Source organism: Kitasatospora sp. NPDC040550, from assembly GCF_055594965.1.
The window spans coordinates 67,375-84,952 of the sequence record NZ_JBVIWC010000028.1 but is presented as its reverse complement, the minus strand read 5'-3'; the positions used below and the strand labels follow the sequence as shown (position 1 = coordinate 84,952).

Sequence of the window (17,578 nt, the reverse complement as noted above, 5' to 3'; positions counted from 1 at the left end):
AGTCTGGTCACATGACGACGACGAAGAACACCGCCACCGCCCCCGTCCTGGCCCGCCACGGCGAGGCCGAGACCTGCGCCGACCCGAGCGCCACCATGACCCTGCTCGCCGAGACGGCCCCCGGCGAGGGCGGCTTCACCGTCTACCGCTCCGCCTTCGCCCAGGGTGCCGTCGGGGCCCCGGCGCACTTCCACACCCGGGCGACGGAACTGTTCTTCGTGATCAGCGGCTCGCTGCGGGTCCTGGTCGGCGAGGAGGTCACCGTCCTGAACGCGGGCGACTTCCTGGCCGTGCCCCCGCACACCCCGCACGCCTTCGCCGCCGCCCCGGGCTCCGAGGCCGACGTGCTGTTCGTGTTCGCCCCCGGCATGGACCGCTTCGACTACCTGCGCCTGCTGGGGACCGTCATGCGCGGCGAGACCGACCCGGGGGCGATCGCCGCCTCCGCCGAGCGCTTCGACAACCACTACGTGGACAGCCCCGCCTGGCGCGCCGCCCTGGCCGGCCAGGCCTGACCGTTCGGCCCGGCCGCTCGACGGGCCGGGGCGGGCCGGGTGTGGAACGGTGGAAGGCCAGGGATCAGGGTCCCGGCTGCGAGAGGAGTCGCCATGTCGTCGAAGCGCCGCCGCAAGAAGAAGGCCCGGGCCAGGCGCGGGGCCAACCACGGCCGCCGGCCCCAGTGCTGAACGGCCGAACAGCTGAGCGGCCGAACGGCTGAGCAGCTGAGCGGATGAGCCGTACGGCCCCGCGTCCGACAGCCGGACGCGGGGCCGTACGGTCACCCCGCGCAGTCACCCCGCGCAGTCACCCTGCGCAGTCACCCTGCGGAGTCGAGCGCGGCCGCCTTGCGCAGCAGCACCGCCCGCTCGCGGGCGTTGCGGCACAGCCGGGCCGCGAGTTCCAGCTCCGCCCGGGCCTCGGTGGTGCGCCCGAGGCGGGTCAGCAGTTCGCCGCGCACGCCCGGCAGCAGGTGGGAGCCGGCCAGGCGCCCGGAGACGGCCAGGTCGTCGACCAGGGCCAGCGCCGGCCCCGGCCCCTCGGCCATGGCGACGGCCACCGCCCGGTTGAGGTCGACCACCGGGGACGGCGCCACCCGCCCGAGCGCCTCGTAGAGCAGCACGATCCGTTCCCAGTCGGTGTCGGCCACCGACGGCGCCGCCGCGTGGCAGGCGGCGATCGCCGCCTGGAGGCCGTACGGGCCCAGGCCCCGGCCCAGGGCGGCGGCCCGGCCCAGGGCCGCCAGGCCGCGGCGGATCGCCGAGTGGTCCCAGCGGCGCCGGTCCTGGTCCTCCAGGAGCACCGCCTCCCCGTCCGGGCCGGTGCGGGCCGGGAAGCGCGAGGCGGTGAGTTCGAACAGGGCGAGCTGCCCGTGCACCTCGGGCTCGTCGGGCAGCAGGGCGGCCAGCGTCCGGGCCAGCCGCACCGCCTCGTAGGCGAGGTCGGTGCGCAGCAGGTCGTTGCCGGCGGTGGCCGTCGAGCCCTCGGTGAAGACCACGTACAGGACGCTCAGGACGGCGCCCAGCCGCGCCCGCCGCTCCCGTGGCGGGGGCAGCTCGAAGGGGACGTGCGCGGCGGCGATGGTCTTCTTGGCGCGGGTGATCCGGGCCTGCACGGTGGGTACCGGCACCAGGAACGCCCGGGCGATCTCCTCGCTGGACAGGCCGCCGACCACCCGCAGGGTGAGTGCCACCCGGGCCTCGGGGGAGAGCACCGGGTGGCAGGCGGTGAACATCAGGGCGAGGACGTCGTCGTCGACCCGGTCCGGGTCGAACGGCAGCTCCGGTGCCGGTTCGGGCCCGGTCGCGGAGCCGGCGCTGAACTGGCCCTCGGCCAGGCCGCCGGCCAGCGCGGCGTAGCGCTCGTCCAGCGCCGAGGCGCGGCGGAAGGCGTCGATGGCCCGGCGCCGGGCGCAGGCCAGCAGCCAGCCCACCGGGTTGGCCGGGGCGCCGTCGCGCGCCCAGGAGACCAGGGCCTCGGCCAGCGCCTCCTGGGCGACGTCCTCGGCGAGTGCGAAGTCCCCGGTGTAGCGGGCGAGTGCGCCCACGATCCGGGCGGACTCGATCCGCCACACCGCCTCGACGGCCCGCCGGGCGGCCTCGGCGGCCTCGGCGCCCGGCGGGCCGTCGAGGCCGTCGGTGGCCGCGGGCATCAGAGCTGGCCGGTGCGCTCGCGCCAGGCCCGCTCCTTGACGATCCACTCGTTGTCCTGCGGGAACTCCTCGATGCCCGGCACCCGGCGCACCTCGCACTTGGAACCCGGGAGGGCGGGCAGCCGCTTGGCCCACTCCACCGCCTCCTCCTTGGAGGCCACGTCGATCAGGTAGAAGCCGCCGAACAGTTCCTTGGTCTCCCCGTACGGGCCGTCGGTGACCACCGGCGCCTCCCCGCCGAAGTCGACCACCACGCCCTGCGACGGGTCGTCCAGCCCCTCGGCGGCCACCAGCACGCCCGCCCGGATCAGCTCCTCGTTGAAGCGCCCCACGGTCTCCAGCATCTCCTCGAAGGGCGTCTCCATCATCTTCGCCATGGACTCGTCCGTGCCCCGCATGATCAGCATGTACTTCGCCATCACAAACCTCCTTCGACGGGGGGCCGCCTCCCGACCCCTTCCAACCCAAGGTCGAACGGCGCGCCCGCGGATCGACACGCTCGACGAGGACGGACGATATTCCTTCCCGCCGACAGCCCCCGGCCGCCCCGCCGCCCGGGGAGCGCACAGCAACGGCGGCCCGGCCGGGATCGCCCGGGCCGCCGAAAAGCACCCGCACGGCATCCGCCGGTTCTGCACAGGAAGTCGGCCCGGCCGACTTCCTACGCCGGGAAGTCGCCCGCGCGGACGGCGGTGATGAAGGCGGTCCAGGCGTCGGCGGTGAAGAGGAGGGCGGGCCCCTGCGGGTCCTTGGAGTCGCGGACGGGAAGCACGCCCGGGAGCCCGTCCGCGACTTCGACGCATGCCCCGGTCTCTCCACTGAACGAGCTCTTCCGCCAGTTCGCGTCGCTGAGATCGGGAACAGACACTTTCAGTACCTCCGGTCGACACCACTACAGCTCTCGTATGACCCGGGTGAGTAGGTCGAGGCTTTCCGATGCACTCAACGCACTCGAACGCAGCGAGTCGAACGTGAGCGTATAGGCAGATGTCTCCTCGGGCTTCTCCATGTAGAGCATGCCTGCTTGGTGCTCCACGCACGCAACGTCGGAGAAGGCCGTCGTCGAGAAGTTGAAGAGTACGAACGATCCCATGATCCCGGCATGGGCTCCCGCGCTGAACGGCAGCACCTGCAGTTCGATGCTCGGACGGGCGCTCGACTCCCGCAAGTGGTCCAACTGCTGCCGCAGGACTTCCACTCCGCCCACATGTCCTCGAAGGGCGGCTTCTCCCAGGATCACGCTGAGCCGTGGCGGCTCAGCGTGATCCAGAACCCGCTGCCGTTGCAGGCGGATTGCCACGAGCTCGTCGATTCGCGCCGGAGGGATGTCGAACGGTGAGGCCTGGTAGACGGCCCGCGCATAGTCCGCCGTCTGCAACAGGCCTGCGACCATCATCGGTTGGAAGGAGCGGATGTGGCTGGCGCTCTCCTCGTAGTCGATGTAGTCAACGTACGACGGTGGGGAGATGTCGAACTGTTGGGCCCAACTGCGCTCGGAACCAAGCCGGTTGAGCGCGACCACTTCCTCCACGTATGTCGGATCGTCCACGCCGTAGAACGTGAGCAGGTCCCGCAACTCGCTGCTGGAGATCGGCAACCAGGCGTTCTCCATCCGGCTGATCTTTGACCGGTGGCAGTCGATGCGCGCCGCGGCCTCATCCGGGGTCCTGCCCGCCGCCTCACGATGGCGGATGAGCAAGCTCGCTACGCGGCGTCGGCGAACTGATGGGCGAGGTTGGCCCATGTGATCAACTCCCCATGAATGCATCGGAACTGATCCCAGATTACTCACGATCCAAGATCGGAAAATGTTCTTCGGGGAAAGATTGCGAATGATCTTCCGTTGGGCGCATGCTACCCACGGTCGATGGTGTGAACACTCTCTGCTATCGACCGCCGGGCATCCCCATGCCTTGATCCCCAACCCCACCGGAGGTGGCTCCGCCATGCCTGAAACCGACGCGTCCGTCAGCCCGTCCGCCCGCCGCGGCTGCTGGTTCCCGCGATCGCGCCGCTCGCCGGCGCTCGCGCGGCGGATGCTGCGCGAGCTGCTCGCCACGGTGGCGGACGGCGACCGCTACCGCGAGGTCGGCGAGCTGCTCACCTCGGAGCTGGTGGGCAACGCCGTCCTCCACTCGGGCCTGCCGGGGCGGCTGATCTGGGTGTCCTTCGACCTGAACGCCGTCCGGCTGCGCATCGAGGTGCACGACGCGGGCGAGCGGCCGCCCGTGCCCCGGCGGCCCGACCCCGCCGCCGGGGGCGGGCGCGGGCTGCTCCTGGTGGCGGCCCTGGCCGACGGGTGGGGGTGCTTCCCGCGCTCGGCCGGGGTGGGGAAGGTGGTGTGGTGCGAATGCGCGCCCGCCGCCTCGCACGGAAGGAAGCCGTGAGCCGGATACGCGGCCCCGCCCGGGCTACCCCTCGGCCGCCGCCTGCTCCAGGGCCGCGCCGAGGGCGGTGGCGGAGGCGGCGATGCGCTGCAACTCGGCGAGGTGGGCGGCCAGGGCGCGGCGGCCCTCGGGGGTCAGGCGCAGCCAGGTGCGGGGCCGCTTGCCGACGTAGCCGCGGCGCAGCCTGACGTAGGAGGCGGCCTCCAGGGTGGCGGCGACCTTGCTCAGGGCCGACTCCGAGATCCCGCAGCCCTCCCGTACGGCGCGGAACTCCGCCTCGGCGCAGCCGGACAGGAAGGCGACCACGGCGAGCCGGGTGGGCTGGTGGATCAGCTCGTCGAAGGCCGGTTCCGGCGGCGGCTCGGCGCTCACTCGGCGCCCGCCCCGGCCGCCCGCCGGCCGCGCAGCAGCAGGAAGTGGGCCAGGCCGCCGGCCAGGCCGAGGGTGAGCAGGAACCCGGCCAGGCCGAAGGGCAGGGCCAGCGCCCCGGCCGCGAGCAGCGGCAGCAGCTGGAGCGCGACCGCGCGCAGCCCGGCGGCCCCGCGCGGCAGGGCCGCGACGATGCCCGGCCGGTGCTCGACCCGGTGGCTGACCACCACGTGGCCCACCAGCAGCAGCGCCGTCACCAGCCGCAGCAGCGCCGTCGCGATCCACAGCCGCTCCGGCAGCAGGACGGACAGGCCGATCCCGGCGAACCCCGCGCCGAACAGGCCCGCGGCCGTGGCCGGGTACCAGGCGGGCAACGGGTTGGGCCGCCGGGCCGCCGCCCGGGCCCGGTGCGCGGTGCGCAAGGACGCGAGGGCGTCCTCGGGGGCGATGCCGTGAACGCTCACCTGATACTCCAACTCCCCGGTCCCGGAAGGCTTCTGACAGCACCGGAGATCCTGGCATTTACTTTCCCGCCGGGCAAGTACTAGCGTGTCGGGCATGTGCAAGGGGGAGGCAAGGACATGACCGTGCCGACGAGGCCGCAGGAGAGCGCCGCCGAGCGGTCCGGAGACGAACGGCCCTGGGGAGAACCGGCGATCCTGACGTCCGGACTGCGGATGCGCTACGGCAGCCGGGATGTCCTGGACGGCCTGGACCTCAGGGTGGAACGCTCCGAACTCTTCACCCTGCTCGGCCCCAACGGCGCCGGCAAGAGCACCACCATCGAGATCCTGGAGGGCTACCGCCGCCGCTCCGCCGGCGAGGTCACCGTCCTCGGACAGGACCCGGCCCGCGACGACCCCGCCTGGCGCGCCCGGATCGGGATCGTCCTGCAGTCCAGCCGCGACCACGGCCGCTGGCGCGTCGGCGAACTGCTCGGCCACCTGGCCCGCTACTACCCCGACCCCTACGAGCCCGCCGAACTGCTGGCCCGGGTCGGCCTCACCGGCCAGGCCGACCGCACCGCGGCCACCCTCTCCGGCGGACAGCGCCGCCGCCTCGACGTCGCCCTCGGCCTGGTCGGCCGCCCCGACCTGCTCTTCCTCGACGAACCCACCGCCGGCTTCGACCCCGAGGCCCGCCGCGACTTCCACGCCCTGCTGCGCGAACTGCGCGACGAACGCGCCACCACCATCCTGCTCACCACCCACGACCTCACCGAGGCCCAGCAACTGGCCGACCGCATCGGCATCCTGCAGGCCGGCCGCCTCACCGCCTGCGGCACCCTGGCCGAACTCGCCGAAGCCGCCCGGGCCGAGTCCGAGGTGCGCTGGAGCGAACCCGACGGCACCCCGCGCAGCCTGCGCACCGCCGACCCCTCGCAGGCGGTCTGGGGCCTGCACCAGCGCCTCGGCGGCCCGATCCCCGACCTGGAGGTGCGCCGCCCCAGCCTGGAGGACACCTACCTCGGCATGGTCGCCGCCACCCCCTCGACCGACCCGGCGGAGGCCGCGTGAACCCCGTGAACCCCTACGCCCTCGGCCTGCGCCGCGGCGCCGTCGAACTGCGCCAACTCCTGCGCAGCCGCAAGGACTTCTACTCCTACCTGACCACCCCGCTGGTCTTCCTCGCCGTCTCCTACTGGCGCTCGGGCTCCGACGGCACCGGCGACGCCCTGACCCAGCTCAGCCTGGCCGGCGGCATCGCCTCCACCGTCTTCATGTTCGGCCTGATGACCGTCCCCCAGTTCCTCTCCGGCGACCGGGAGGACGGCACCCTGCTGCGCCTGCGCGGCGTCCCCGGAGCGATGCCCGCCTACCTGGTCGCCAAGGCGCTCTTCGTCCTGGTGACCATGGGCGCCTCCATCCTCCTGCTGCTGGTCGGCGGCGCCCTGCTGCTGCACGCCGACCTGCCCGCCACCCCCGGACAGTGGCTCACCCTGGCCCTCACCCTGCTGCTGGGCACCGCCGCCGTCGTCCCGATGGGCGCCGCGATCGGCGCCCTGCTGCCCCCGGCCCGCGAGGCCCTCGCGCTGTACATGATGCCCATGCTCGGGCTGATGTTCGTCTCCGGCGCCTTCGCCCCGCTGCGCAACCTGCCCACCGCCCTCCAGGCCGTCGGCTCGGTCTTCCCACTGCGCTGGATCGCCCAGGGAGTGCGCTCCGCCCTGCTGCCCGACAGCGCCAAGGCCCTTGAGGTGTCCGGCGGTTGGCAGCACCTGCAGATCACCGGCGTGCTGCTGTGCTGGGCCCTCGCGGGCTTCCTGCTGGCCCCCGGCCTGCTGCGCCGGATGGCCCGCAAGGAGTCCGGCTCCGTCCTGTCCGAACGCGAGCGCAAGCGCCTGGCCAAGAGCGCCTACTGAGCCATGAGCGCCTACTGACCCCCTGGCCCCGACGCAAGGAAGAAAGAGGTACCACCATGCTCGTCCCCCTCCCCGGCTCCCCGCAGCCGGCCGGCCTCGACCCGCTCAAGGCCGCCCTGCGCGCCGCCCTGGACACCGCCGACCAGGTCGAACAGCCGGGCCTGCGCCGGGCCCTGCGGATCGTCGAGGACTTCGTCCCGGCCGCCGCCCCCACCCCGGTGGACTGGGCCCGCAACGTCCTGGCGCACGCCGGGATCGACCCCCGGACGGCTGAGGTCAAGGCCGTACGGGAACTGCGCCGCGCCCACCCCGGCCTCAGCCTCAGGGACGCGGTCGCGCTGGTGCGGCTGGTCGTCGGACAGTCCTGAGGGTCCCCGAGGGGCACACCACTACGGCTGCGGCGCGAGGTAGCCGCCCACGAAGGCGTCCAGGTCCGCCAGGGCCGCGGCCAGGTCGGCGCGGGTGAGCTGCTTGGCGGCGGCCCCGGTGGCCAGGAGGTGGCCCAGCGCGGCCCGGCAGGTGGCGACGGGCGCGGCGGACGCCGGAAGGGCGCAGCTGACCTCCTGGGCGGGCCCGCCGGGTGACTGGAAGGTGACCAGGGCGACCGTACGGTTCGGCCCGCCGGCGGCCGGCAGATTGGGCTCGCGGGCGTTCGCCGGGACGCCGACGGCCGCCAGCAGCAGGCCCGGGGCCCGGGTGGGGAGCGGGTGCACCCGGGTCGCGGGCGAGCGCTGCGGGGCGTTGCAGGTGGCGGGGGCGGCCCCCGCCGCGGGGAGCAGCCCGCAGGCCAGGTCGATCCCGGTCTGTGCGCCGCCGCTGACGAACACGGCCTGCACGACCGCGTCGAAGCGGGTGCTCGCCGGGTCGGCGGCCGGTGCGCCGGGGTGGACGTAGGCCTGCTGGCCGCCGTCCCCGGCGAAGAACACCGCGTCGCAGGTCCAGTCCGCGGGCGCGACCAGGAAGTGCACCTCACCGGGGAAGCGGGCGCCATACACCGCCGCCGTCGCCGGCACGTCCACCCCGTCCGGCACCGGCACCGAGGCCGGTACGGCCCCCGGCGGCGGCCCCGGCGCACCGGCCCGCACCGGACAGGACCGCACCGGCGCGCTCCCGGCGGCGGAGGCCACCCCCACCCCGGGCACGAACGCCGCTCCCGCAGCCAGCAGCACCACCGACCCCAGCACCCCCGGCCGACGCCCACCGGATGCGCCACCCATGCCCCACCTCCAGCCACACAGCGGAGACCCCGGGACACGACGGACCGACCGCCGCACTCCTCCCATCAGCCTAGGGCCCGTCTTCAAGCCCCCGCCTGCGGGCCGACGCTCCCCCAGCCTTCGGCCGGGAGGTACCCCCAGGGCACAAGCGCACCTCGCCGCGTTGTCGTCGGTCGCCAATGGCCCCCAGCCTTCGGCCGGGAGGTGCCCCCACCGCAGTGGCTCCCTCCTCCGCCTTGCGATGCACGCACCCCAACGCCGCCCCGCCCGCCCTCCGGGCGGACGACGGGGGTTCGAAGACGGGCCCTGGAACCGCGGCCCGGCCCCCCGCGCGCCCGGAACGCGGCCAGGGCCCGGGGGCGCTGCGCGACGAGGCCCTCGCGGGTGCCGTCGCACAGCCGGGGGACGAGCTCGACGACACCGACCCCGGTGCCGTCGAGGCGGACGACGGGCCGGGGCCGTTGTCGCTGCGTACCTCTACCGTGGGCGCATGATCGATTCCCAGCTGCTCCGTGACCTGCGCCGACGCTTCCCCGACCGCAGCGCCGAAGGCCGTACGGCGCCACTGCTGCCGGGGCGTCAGGTGGTGCCGTCGCTGTGGGTGAGCGACGGGCCGGCGCCGGAGGGCGCGTGGGAGCGGCTGCGCCGGGAGCACGCGGAGTCGGGGCCGTGGCCGCTGCTGCTGGCGCCCGGCGACGACGCCCCGCACCTGGAGGCGGGGGACCTGGGGCTTGAACCGGGGGAGCCGGGCGGGCCGGGGGAGCCGGGAGAGCCGGGCGGGCCGGGGGAGTTCCGGACGGACCGGTACGACGTGGCGGCCCTGCTGCGCCAGTGGTGGCAGAAGTCGGTGCTGTGGTGCCCCACCGGCGACCCGCAGGACCGGGCCGACCTGCTGGAGGCGCTGGCCCCCTACGGCGACACCTGGCCCGGCCCCGCGCCCGCCCCCGCGCCGCGGCGCGACCCGCAGGAGTGCGCCGACCGCCTGGCCCGCCAACTGCTGCGCGCCCGGCCCTCGCTGCGGATCGGCCTGGTCCGCGCGGACGACGGCGCCCGGGCACTGGCCGCCTGCGGCTGGAACGGCACCAACGGCCACGGCGACACCGGCGAGATCGCCGCCGTGCTGCACGGCTGGCAGGAGCGTTTCGGCGCCCGCCTCGTCGAAGTGGGCGCCGACTCGCTGGAGTTGAGCGTCGCGGCGCCGCCGACGAGCCGGGCGCAGGCGCTGCTGGTGGCGGCCGAGCACGCCGCGTTCTGCCCGGACAACGTCTTCGGGGCCGAGGAGGGGCTGGCCGGCTACGCCGAGGGCCTGGTCGACGCCGCCCACTGGGGCTTCTGGTGGGACTGACGCACGGACCGGTTGCCGCGGCCGAGAAGGTGCGCCGAGCAAGAGGCGGTCTCCATCCGGAGGTTTACGTCAGATTGACGATAACTGGTTCGTCGGGCTACCGTGCCGGGCGTGCGAGTGTTCCTGACGCGCGACAGCGTGCACCCGGGAGACGACCCACCACACCACTGGGACTTCACCGTCGACCCAACGACCACCCTGGGCGACCTTGTTGACGAGGCAGTCGACTACCCGTACCGGATGGACGGCTCCAGCTGGTCGGTAGCCCTCCAGGGCGCCCTCGCGGACGAGGCCCCGATCGCCACCGTGTCCGTGCACTGGGCGAAGCCACGTTTCACGAACGAGTCGGACCGGCAGCTGCGCCTGGACTCGGTGGCCACCGCGCCGGGCGAGCTCAGTCCGTACTTCCGGTACCACCCGGGAACCGTCCCGGTGGAGGAGAGGGAGGAGAGGGAGGAATTCGAACCCGTCCCGGTGGAGGGGACCGATCCCGGCCCGCTCTCGAAGGTCCCGCTCTCGAAGGTCCCGCTCTCGAAGGTCCCGCTCTTGACGGGCCCGCTCTTCCCTCTGGGCCTGCTGTTCGAAGCGGTCCGGTGGTGCTGGGAGCGGTGACGGAAGCTGCCCGTAGGGCCCGTCACCGCGTGGCCGTCGCGGTCCGGGCGCGTTCGGCGCGGGCCCGTTCGGCGCGGGCGCGGGTGCGGACCTCGGCGACGGCCGGGCAGGTGGCGTAGACCCGGGCCAGGTGGGTGAGGTGGTCGGCCTCCCCGTCCAGGGTGTCCAGGGACTCCAGGGAGCCCAGGGTGTCGGCCGCGGGCGCCGCGGGTGCGGCGGGGCCGGGCAGGGTGCCGGTCGCGGCCAGTTCCAGGGCGGCGGCCAGTGCCGCCGCCTCGGCGGTGGCGGCGGCGTGGTCGGCGGGCGGTGGGAAGCGGCGGGTGGCGTGGTCGAGCCACTGCGCGGCGCGCGGGTCCAGGTGCTGGCGCAGGATCAGGCGGGCGTCGTGGATCTCGATGATCCGCCGGTAGAGCGCGAACCGGGGGTCGCGCGGGGGCAGCGCCAGCCGACGGGCCGGGTCGAGGGCGATCTCCGGCAGCGCGGTGTGCAGGTCGCGCCAGAGCGGGGTGAGCGCCCGGTAGCGGCGGTGGGCGCGCAGCCAGCCGCGCACCGCCCCGGTCGCCGCGGGCCACAGGGTGCTGCCCAGGCCGGCCGCGATCAGCGCCGCGCACAGCCCGCCCAGCACCGCGCACAGGAGGTCCTCGGGGCCGTCCTGGCTGCCGGTGACGGCCGCGCGCAGCACGTCGTCCACGCTCCACGCGTTCCACAGCAGCCCGGCCACCAGCCCGCCGGCCAGCAGCCGCAGCCCGGTGCCCAGCCGCCCGGGCCCGGCCGCGCGGGCGCGCCGGGCCAGCTCGCGCAGCAGCGCGGTGAGGCACACCGCGGTGTGCAGCATGCCCACGGCGGTGTACCCGGCCAGCGCCAGCCGGGCCGACAGCTCGGGACCGACGGTCAGGTCCTGGCCCGCCAGGCCCGGCGCGGCGGCGGTGATCAGCGCCAGCCGCAGCCCCAGCACCCCGGCCAGCAGGGCCAGTCCGCCCCGCACCTCCCGCCGTACAGGCTCTGTGGCGGTGGCGGTGGCGGTGGCGGCATCGGCGGCGGCGTCGATGCCGGCCGCGCTCGCGGCATCGGCTGCCCGCAGTGCCGGTACGAGCAGCCGCATCGCCGCGGCCGCGCCGTCGCGCAGCCCGTCGCCCAGCACGATCACCAGCACCGCCAGTACCGGAACCCCCGTGTCCTGCACCGCCCGTACGGTCGGCGGGGCGAGTACCAGCAGGGCGGTGCCGAGCAGGGCCGTGCCGTAGCAGGTGAAGCGGGCGGCGGCGCGGGAGTCGATCCGGCTGCGGGAGAAGTGGGCGGAGCTGAGGACGAAGAACAATCCGACGGGGTAGAGGGCGAGTTCGCTCACGGTCGGCGTCCCTGAGGTGTGTCGTCCTCCGGTCCGGTGTCCTCCGGTCCGGTGTCCGTCGGCCCGGTGTCCGTCGGTCCGTCAGTCCCCGGCCCGCCGTGCCGCCTGGCGGCCAGCAGGACGCCCAGCGCGTCCAGCGACCCGCCGGCCGGCGCCGGCCCGGCCCCTGATCGGTCGGCGGCGTCGGCCCGGTCCGCCCGGCTCAGGATCAGCGAGGCCAGCAGCTCAGCCTCCCGCTCCTGCGGCTCGTCGTAGCTGGTGCGCCCCAGCACCCGCTGCACCAGCGCGGGGGAGAGGTTGGGCAGCAGCGCGGCGGCCGGGGCCAGCGGCGCGGAGCCGGCGTGGTCGAGCAGCAGGTGCGCGATCTCGTGCACCAGGATGTGCCGCTGGTGCAGCACGCCGGTGTCCGCCGCGTACAGGATGTAGTCCGCCTCCAGGGTGGAGACCAGCAGCCCGCAGGGGGCGTGCGGGCGGGCCGGCACCGGCAGCAGCTCGATCGGCCGTCCGCGCCGCACCGCCAGCCGCTCCAGCAGCACCACCGGGTCGAACGGGCGCGGCAGCTCCAGCTGTTCGGCCATCCGGCGACAGCGCCGCAGCGTGGACCGGTAGCCCCGGCCGCCCCACAAGTCACCCCACAACCCGAGCTCCCCTCACCGCTCCACCCCTACGGTTCCTCCGCCGGCGCCTCCGCACGGGCGTCCGACGCTCCTGCGCCCGCCCCGCGCTCCGGCGTCCCCGCGCTCCGGCGGCCCTGCGGGGTGGCGCGGCCCGCGCTCAGGGCGAGGGGCGTTTGCGCGCCGCGTCCCGGCGGGCGATCACGTCGACCAACTCGCTGACGGTGTCCAGGCCCTCCGGCGACAGGCCCACCGCCCGCAGCGCCAGGCTGCGCACCCCCGCGTCGCGCAGCGCGCCGAGCAGGGCCAGCTCCTTGGCGATCTCGGCGCCCTGCTGCTCGTCGAAGAAGTACGCGGGCGGGACCTGGAAGAACTGGGCCAGCGCCTCCAGGTGGCGCTTGGTCGGGTTGTCCCGGCGCCCGGTGCGCAGCTGCCACAGGTAGGTGGTGGAGAAGGACTCCCCGGTCGCCTCACGGCAGGCCCGGGCCACTTCCTCGTTGGTGTACTGCTCGCGGTCGGGGCGGCGCACGGTGTGGAAGAGGGCCTCGATCCGGACCGACAGCCCGCCGGCCTCCGTGCTCGCGGGGCCGTCCGTCTCCGGGCCGGTGCCCGCGTCCGGGTCCGTGCCGGTGTCCGCGTCGGCGCCCGTTCCCGTACCCGTCGCCGTACTTGTCCCCGTGCCCGCTCCCGTGTCCGCGTTCTCGGTGCCGTCCCCGGCGGGCTCCGGTGGAGCGCCCTCCGGTCCCGCCTGAACGCCGTCCCCCGTCGACTCCGTCATGCCCCACCTTCCTCACGCCCGGGCCCTCCGCGCCGCGACCTCGGCGGACGGACAGGGCCGGCCAGGTCACGATAGCCGAACGGCATCAGCTGGCATGGATCAGAAGATACCCGCAGTCAACGCCAGTTGACCCGCGTAGGGTCGGCTGACATCCTGGACGGGCAGGCCCGCAGGCACCGCCGACCCGAGCTGACGCACCCTCACACCAGCCCGTACCTGCGGCACTTGACGTCCCCACCGGACCGCCGCCCGGCAGGGGACAGCCCCACCGGCCCGCCCCCGACGGCACGACGCGAGAAGGGGGCGCCCGTGGACACCGCGCCGCGCGGGCAGACCGTCGCGGGCACACCGCACCGCCGGCGCCGCCACGGTCGCAGGTGCCGCCCGGCCCGTCCTCCTGCTGCGCCTGGTCCCCGTCCGGACCGTCCGGGCCGCCCGCACGGCCCGGACGGTCCGCACGGCCACCGCCCCGGCGGCCGCCACCGCAGTGGCTGCTGCCCCCGTAACCGCCGCCTCCCGCGCGGACCGCGTCCACGGCCCCGTCCGCACCGCCCACGGCCACCCGCCCCTCGCCCACACCGCCCGGACCGCCCACTCCGCCCCGCCGACACGCCCGGCAGCCGTCCGGTCACCCTCCGTCTGATCCTCCGCACGCCCCGCATCCGTTGACCCCGACGGAGGCGCGTCGCCGACGGCGCGCCGCGAGGGCGGGAGGCGAACGTGCTCAGGTTCCACGGCGCTTGGCGCATCACCGTGGTCGGCTGCAACGCCGACTTCGCCCAACGGGCGGTCGTCCGCGGCCCGTACGGCACCCGGGTACTGCCCGGACGCCCCGGCGCCGTCCTGGAGGTGGACGGGGAGCACTGGACCCTCACCCTCGAACACCGCCCGCGCGGCCGCGACTGGCAACCCAACCTGCGCACCACCACCGGACCGCTCACCGAACGCGACGGCGTGCGCAGCCGACTTCTCACCAGCAACGACCGGCACTGGCCGGGCAAACCGCGGGACTACGTCAACGTCGTGCTGCGCCTGGACCAGCCGACGGGTCCGGCCCCGGCCCCGGCCCCGCTGCCGACGGCCTTGCGGGCGGTCCCCTAAAGTCCCAGGTGAGCACCGTCGCGCCACCCGAGGAGAGCCAGCATGCCGACCGAACCCGCCCCCACCCCCAGGACCCCGGCCCGCGCCCGGCTGGGCCTGGGCACCGCGGCGGTCGGCCGACCCGGCTACATCACCCTCGGGCGCGCGGCCGACCTGCCCGCCGAACGCACCGTCGAGGCCCTGCGCGAGCGCACCCACACCCTCCTCGACGCCGCCTGCGCCGCCGGGGTGCGCTACTTCGACACCGCCCGCTCCTACGGCCGCGCCGAGGAGTTCCTCGCCCAGTGGCTCACCGAACACCCGGAGGCCGCCGCCGAGGTGACGGTCGGCAGCAAGTGGGGCTACACCTACACGGCCGACTGGCGCACCACCGGCGTCACCGCGCACGAGGTCAAGGAGCACTCCACGGCGGTGTACGACCGGCAGATCCGCGAGACCCGCGCCCTGCTCGGCCCCCGCCTGGACGTCTACCTGGTCCACTCGGTCACCACCGACAGCCCCGCCCTCACCGACCCCGCCCTGCACCGGCGCCTGGCCGCCCTCGCCGCCGAGGGCGTCCGGGTCGGCCTGTCCACCAGCGGCCCCGCCCAGGCCGAGGCCATCCGCCGGGCCCTGGCCGTCACCGTCGACGGCCGGCCGCTGTTCAGCGCCGTCCAGGCCACCTGGAACCTGCTGGAGACCTCCGCCGCCCCCGCCCTCGCCGAAGCCCACCGGGCCGGCTGGCTGGTCGTGGTCAAGGAGGGCATGGCCAACGGCCGCCTGGCCGGGCGCAACGCCACCGGGGACGACACCGCCGCCCTGCGCGCCCTCGCCACCCGCACCGCCACCACCCCCGACGCCCTCGCCCTGGCGGCCGCCGCCGCCCAGCCCTGGGCCGACGTCGTCCTCTCCGGCGCCGCCACCCCCGCCCAACTCACCTCCAACCTCGCCGCCGCCCACCTCACCCCCACCCCGGACGACCTCGCCACCCTCGCCGCCATGCCCGAACCCGCCGAGGCCTACTGGCGCACCCGCTCCGCCCTGCCCTGGACCTGACGGCGGGTCGGTCCCGGCCCGGCCCGGTCGGTCCCGGCCCGGCCCGGTCGGTCCCGGCCCGGCCCGGTCCCGTCCGGGGGTAGTGCGGATGATCTTCACCGAGTAGGGTGAATTCCCCGGCAGCGGGCGGCCGTTCGCACGCCACCCCGGTGACTGTGCGCCGCCCCGCCGCCCCGCCGCCGACACCGCCGCAGCCCCGGAAAGGCAGTCGTAGCCCAGATGCAGCCGACGTTCGTCCTGGTCCACGGAGCGTTCGCCAACTCCTTCTCCTTCGCCCCGCTCCAGGCCGAACTCGGCCTCCTCGGGCACCGCTCGGTCGCCGTCGACCTCCCGGGACACGGCCTCGCCGCGACCTACCCGCGCGCCTACCAGGCGCCGCAGGACCTCGCCGAACTCGCCGCGACGCCCGGGGTCATCAAGGGCGTCACGCTCGCCGACAACGCCGCGCACCTGATCGGGATCCTGGAGCGGGCCAAGCGCAACGGGCCCGTCCTCCTCCTCTCGCACAGCCGCGGCGGCCTGACGGCCACCGTCGCCGCCAACCAGCGGCCCGACCTGATCGACCACCTCGTGTACGTCTCCTCCTGGTGCCCCGTCGACCTCGACGTCAGCGCCTACTACGCCGAGCCCGAGATGGCCGCGGTCGACCCCGCCGCACTGGCCTCCGCGCTGGTCGGCAACCCCGCCGAACTCGGGCTGCTGCGCTCGAACTTCCGCACCGCCGACCCCGCCGCCCTCGCGGCCTTCAAGGCGGCCCTGTTCGCCGACGGGACGGACGAGGAGTTCCTGGTCCTCCTCAACACCCTCCAGCCCGACGAGAACCTCGACGCCGGCACCCCCGACGACCGGGCCCGTCCCGACACCTGGGGGCGGATCCCGAGGACGTACGTCCGGCTGACCGAGGACGCCAGCATCCCGCTCGCCATGCAGGACCGGATGATCCGCGAGGCCGACGCCCTGACGCCCGGGAACCCCTACACCGTCCGCACGCTCACCGGCAGCCACCTCAAGTGGCTGGCCGCCCCGGAACCGGCCGCCCGGGTCCTGGCCGAGATCGCCGCGCAACTGCCCGCCGCATCCTGACCGGCGCCGGCCGACGGCCCCGGCCGGGCGGTGCGGCGGTGCGGCGGAACGGGAAGTCGGCACGGCCGACTTCCCACGCGCCCGCTGCGGCGGTGCGGACGTCGTAGCCCCGCGAGCAGAACTCCTCGCCGTCCACGGACATCGGACCGTTCAGCGGGTACGGCGGCGGCATCGGGTCACCCGCGGAGCCGGGCGGCGTCCACGGCGGGGTGTGCGTCACCGCGGCCGGTGTCCAGGCGCGCGAGCAGGTGCAGCCCGTCCTCGGCGGGGCTGCCGGGGGCAGCGGACAGCACCAGCAGCTCGAGGCCTGATTCGTCCGGTAGCGCGAAGTTCTCGTGGTGCAGTTCCAGCGGTCCCACCAGCGGGTGCCGGTAGGCCTTGCGTCCGTGGGTGCGGGCGCGCACGTCCGCGCGGGCCCACAGGCGGCGGAATCGCTCGCTGCCCATCGCCAGCTCGCCGACGAGCGCGGCCAGGCGGGAGTCCTCGGGGTACTTGCCGGCGGCCAGGCGCAGGTGCCCGACCACGTCGAGGGTGCAGTTCTCCCAGTCCGCGTAGAGGCCGTGCTCGGCCTCCTCGAGGAAGAGGTGCCGGGCGGTGTTCAGGCCCGGAATCGGTCGGCCGTAGAGGAGTCCGGCGAGACGGTTCCCGGCGAGCACGTCGAGGCGGTGGTTCGTGATCAGCGCGGGTGCGTCGGTGACCAGGTCGAGGACGCGCAGCAGTTCCGGCCGCACCCGCCCGCCCGGCGCCTTCGCCCGCCGGCGGTGCTGCCGGGCGAGCCGGTGCAGGTGCCCGCGTTCGGTCTCGTCGAGGCCGAGGACGCGGGCGAGCGCGTCGAGGATCTGCTCGGAGGGCTGGGTCGAACGGCCCTGCTCCAGGCGCACGTAGTAGTCGACGCTGACTCCGGACAGGTGCGCGACCTCCTCGCGGCGCAGCCCTTCGACCCGGCGGCGGCTGTCGGTGGGGATGCCGACGGCGGCCGGGACAACCCGGGAACGCCGGGTCCGCAGGAAGCCCGCAAGATCGTCCATGCCCCCCAGTATGGCCCCGGCGGAGCCCGTGGCGGAGCCCGCGAAGGTGGCCCTGCCGTTACCAGGAAGTCCCGTCCGACGGAAGCGGCGCCCCTGAACGCCGGACGCCGCAGCGCCCAGGATCGAAGGCAACCGATCCGAAGGAGTTCC

Annotated in this window: 22 protein-coding genes; 11 read left to right on the top strand and 11 right to left on the bottom strand. The window is 75.1% G+C overall.

Annotated features, from left to right (window positions below; all coding sequences use genetic code 11):
* Positions 1 to 11 precede the first annotated feature (11 nt).
* Together ACZ58X_RS32825 and ACZ58X_RS32820 are read left to right on the top strand one after the other, a co-directional pair.
* Positions 12 to 515 carry a cupin domain-containing protein gene (locus ACZ58X_RS32825; protein ID WP_470337225.1) on the top strand — a complete coding sequence of 168 codons (504 nt, stop codon included), beginning with the start codon at positions 12 to 14 and terminating at the stop codon, positions 513 to 515.
* Between the two features lie 93 nt (positions 516 to 608).
* On the top strand, positions 609 to 686 hold the full coding sequence (locus ACZ58X_RS32820; protein WP_464336931.1) for a hypothetical protein: 78 nt from the start codon (positions 609 to 611) through the stop codon (positions 684 to 686).
* Positions 687 to 817: 131 nt separating this feature from the next.
* Here the strand turns inward: ACZ58X_RS32820 and ACZ58X_RS32815 are convergent, their stop codons facing one another.
* From ACZ58X_RS32815 to ACZ58X_RS32800, 4 genes are all read right to left on the bottom strand, one after another.
* Entirely contained in the window at positions 818 to 2,149 is a 1,332-nt protein-coding gene (locus ACZ58X_RS32815) for an RNA polymerase sigma factor (RefSeq protein WP_470337224.1), read from the bottom strand.
* Entirely contained in the window at positions 2,149 to 2,568 is a 420-nt protein-coding gene (locus tag ACZ58X_RS32810) for a YciI family protein (RefSeq protein ID WP_470337223.1), read from the bottom strand. The genes ACZ58X_RS32815 and ACZ58X_RS32810 overlap by 1 nt, the downstream gene beginning before the upstream one ends.
* 242 nt (positions 2,569 to 2,810) lie before the next feature.
* Positions 2,811 to 3,017, bottom strand: a complete 207-nt coding sequence (locus ACZ58X_RS32805) for a DUF397 domain-containing protein (RefSeq protein WP_470337222.1) — start codon at positions 3,015 to 3,017, stop codon at positions 2,811 to 2,813.
* A gap of 24 nt (positions 3,018 to 3,041) precedes the next feature.
* Positions 3,042 to 3,893, bottom strand: a complete 852-nt coding sequence (locus ACZ58X_RS32800; protein ID WP_470337221.1) for a helix-turn-helix domain-containing protein — start codon at positions 3,891 to 3,893, stop codon at positions 3,042 to 3,044.
* Positions 3,894 to 4,095: 202 nt separating this feature from the next.
* Here ACZ58X_RS32800 and ACZ58X_RS32795 point away from each other — a divergent pair, with 202 nt between their 5' ends.
* Positions 4,096 to 4,536: an ATP-binding protein gene (locus ACZ58X_RS32795; RefSeq protein WP_470337220.1), complete on the top strand. Its 441-nt coding sequence runs from the start codon at positions 4,096 to 4,098 to the stop codon at positions 4,534 to 4,536.
* Positions 4,537 to 4,560: 24 nt separating this feature from the next.
* Here the strand turns inward: ACZ58X_RS32795 and ACZ58X_RS32790 are convergent, their stop codons facing one another.
* Both ACZ58X_RS32790 and ACZ58X_RS32785 read right to left on the bottom strand, forming a co-directional pair.
* A complete protein-coding gene (locus ACZ58X_RS32790; RefSeq protein ID WP_360232177.1) occupies positions 4,561 to 4,908 on the bottom strand; it encodes a transcriptional regulator in 348 nt (115 codons plus the stop codon).
* A complete protein-coding gene (locus tag ACZ58X_RS32785) occupies positions 4,905 to 5,369 on the bottom strand; it encodes a hypothetical protein (protein ID WP_470337219.1) in 465 nt (154 codons plus the stop codon). The genes ACZ58X_RS32790 and ACZ58X_RS32785 overlap by 4 nt, the downstream gene beginning before the upstream one ends.
* 117 nt (positions 5,370 to 5,486) lie before the next feature.
* Here ACZ58X_RS32785 and ACZ58X_RS32780 point away from each other — a divergent pair, with 117 nt between their 5' ends.
* From ACZ58X_RS32780 to ACZ58X_RS32770, 3 genes are read left to right on the top strand one after another with little or no spacing between them, the layout of a single operon-like run.
* Positions 5,487 to 6,422 carry an ABC transporter ATP-binding protein gene (locus ACZ58X_RS32780; RefSeq protein WP_470337218.1) on the top strand — a complete coding sequence of 312 codons (936 nt, stop codon included), beginning with the start codon at positions 5,487 to 5,489 and terminating at the stop codon, positions 6,420 to 6,422.
* Positions 6,419 to 7,267: an ABC transporter permease gene (locus ACZ58X_RS32775; protein WP_470337217.1), complete on the top strand. Its 849-nt coding sequence runs from the start codon at positions 6,419 to 6,421 to the stop codon at positions 7,265 to 7,267. The genes ACZ58X_RS32780 and ACZ58X_RS32775 overlap by 4 nt, the downstream gene beginning before the upstream one ends.
* A gap of 56 nt (positions 7,268 to 7,323) precedes the next feature.
* Positions 7,324 to 7,635 (top strand): hypothetical protein, encoded by a 312-nt coding sequence (locus tag ACZ58X_RS32770; RefSeq protein ID WP_470337216.1) that lies wholly within the window; start codon positions 7,324 to 7,326, stop codon positions 7,633 to 7,635.
* Between the two features lie 21 nt (positions 7,636 to 7,656).
* On the opposite strand, the gene ACZ58X_RS32765 is transcribed toward ACZ58X_RS32770, so the two are convergent.
* Positions 7,657 to 8,484, bottom strand: coding sequence for a hypothetical protein (locus ACZ58X_RS32765; protein WP_470337215.1), 828 nt, complete (start codon positions 8,482 to 8,484; stop codon positions 7,657 to 7,659).
* Between the two features lie 490 nt (positions 8,485 to 8,974).
* On the opposite strand from ACZ58X_RS32765, the gene ACZ58X_RS32760 reads away from it, so the two are divergent.
* Positions 8,975 to 9,829: a DUF4253 domain-containing protein gene (locus ACZ58X_RS32760; protein ID WP_470337214.1), complete on the top strand. Its 855-nt coding sequence runs from the start codon at positions 8,975 to 8,977 to the stop codon at positions 9,827 to 9,829.
* Positions 9,830 to 9,940: 111 nt separating this feature from the next.
* On the top strand, positions 9,941 to 10,441 hold the full coding sequence (locus tag ACZ58X_RS32755; RefSeq protein WP_470337213.1) for a hypothetical protein: 501 nt from the start codon (positions 9,941 to 9,943) through the stop codon (positions 10,439 to 10,441).
* A 22-nt stretch (positions 10,442 to 10,463) separates the two neighbouring features.
* Here ACZ58X_RS32755 and ACZ58X_RS32750 read toward each other — a convergent pair whose 3' ends face one another.
* The 3 genes from ACZ58X_RS32750 to ACZ58X_RS32740 form a co-directional block, all read right to left on the bottom strand.
* The gene (locus ACZ58X_RS32750; protein WP_470337212.1) at positions 10,464 to 11,789 is read right to left on the bottom strand and encodes an MAB_1171c family putative transporter; all 1,326 of its coding nucleotides are present in this window, start codon (positions 11,787 to 11,789) and stop codon (positions 10,464 to 10,466) included.
* Positions 11,786 to 12,367: a ParH-like protein gene (locus ACZ58X_RS32745; RefSeq protein ID WP_470337211.1), complete on the bottom strand. Its 582-nt coding sequence runs from the start codon at positions 12,365 to 12,367 to the stop codon at positions 11,786 to 11,788. The genes ACZ58X_RS32750 and ACZ58X_RS32745 overlap by 4 nt, the downstream gene beginning before the upstream one ends.
* Before the next feature lie 196 nt (positions 12,368 to 12,563).
* The gene (locus tag ACZ58X_RS32740) at positions 12,564 to 13,181 is read right to left on the bottom strand and encodes an XRE family transcriptional regulator (RefSeq protein WP_470337210.1); all 618 of its coding nucleotides are present in this window, start codon (positions 13,179 to 13,181) and stop codon (positions 12,564 to 12,566) included.
* Between the two features lie 720 nt (positions 13,182 to 13,901).
* Between ACZ58X_RS32740 and ACZ58X_RS32735 the strand changes: the two genes are divergently transcribed.
* The 3 genes from ACZ58X_RS32735 to ACZ58X_RS32725 all read left to right on the top strand — a co-directional run bounded on the left by ACZ58X_RS32735 (position 13,902) and on the right by ACZ58X_RS32725 (position 16,400).
* The gene (locus tag ACZ58X_RS32735; protein ID WP_470337209.1) at positions 13,902 to 14,282 is read left to right on the top strand and encodes a hypothetical protein; all 381 of its coding nucleotides are present in this window, start codon (positions 13,902 to 13,904) and stop codon (positions 14,280 to 14,282) included.
* A gap of 42 nt (positions 14,283 to 14,324) precedes the next feature.
* On the top strand, positions 14,325 to 15,317 hold the full coding sequence (locus tag ACZ58X_RS32730; RefSeq protein WP_470337208.1) for an aldo/keto reductase: 993 nt from the start codon (positions 14,325 to 14,327) through the stop codon (positions 15,315 to 15,317).
* 219 nt (positions 15,318 to 15,536) lie between these two features.
* Positions 15,537 to 16,400, top strand: a complete 864-nt coding sequence (locus ACZ58X_RS32725; RefSeq protein ID WP_470337207.1) for an alpha/beta fold hydrolase — start codon at positions 15,537 to 15,539, stop codon at positions 16,398 to 16,400.
* Between the two features lie 176 nt (positions 16,401 to 16,576).
* On the opposite strand, the gene ACZ58X_RS32720 is transcribed toward ACZ58X_RS32725, so the two are convergent.
* On the bottom strand, positions 16,577 to 17,428 hold the full coding sequence (locus ACZ58X_RS32720) for a helix-turn-helix transcriptional regulator (protein WP_470337206.1): 852 nt from the start codon (positions 17,426 to 17,428) through the stop codon (positions 16,577 to 16,579).
* Between the last annotated feature and the right edge of the window lie 150 nt (positions 17,429 to 17,578).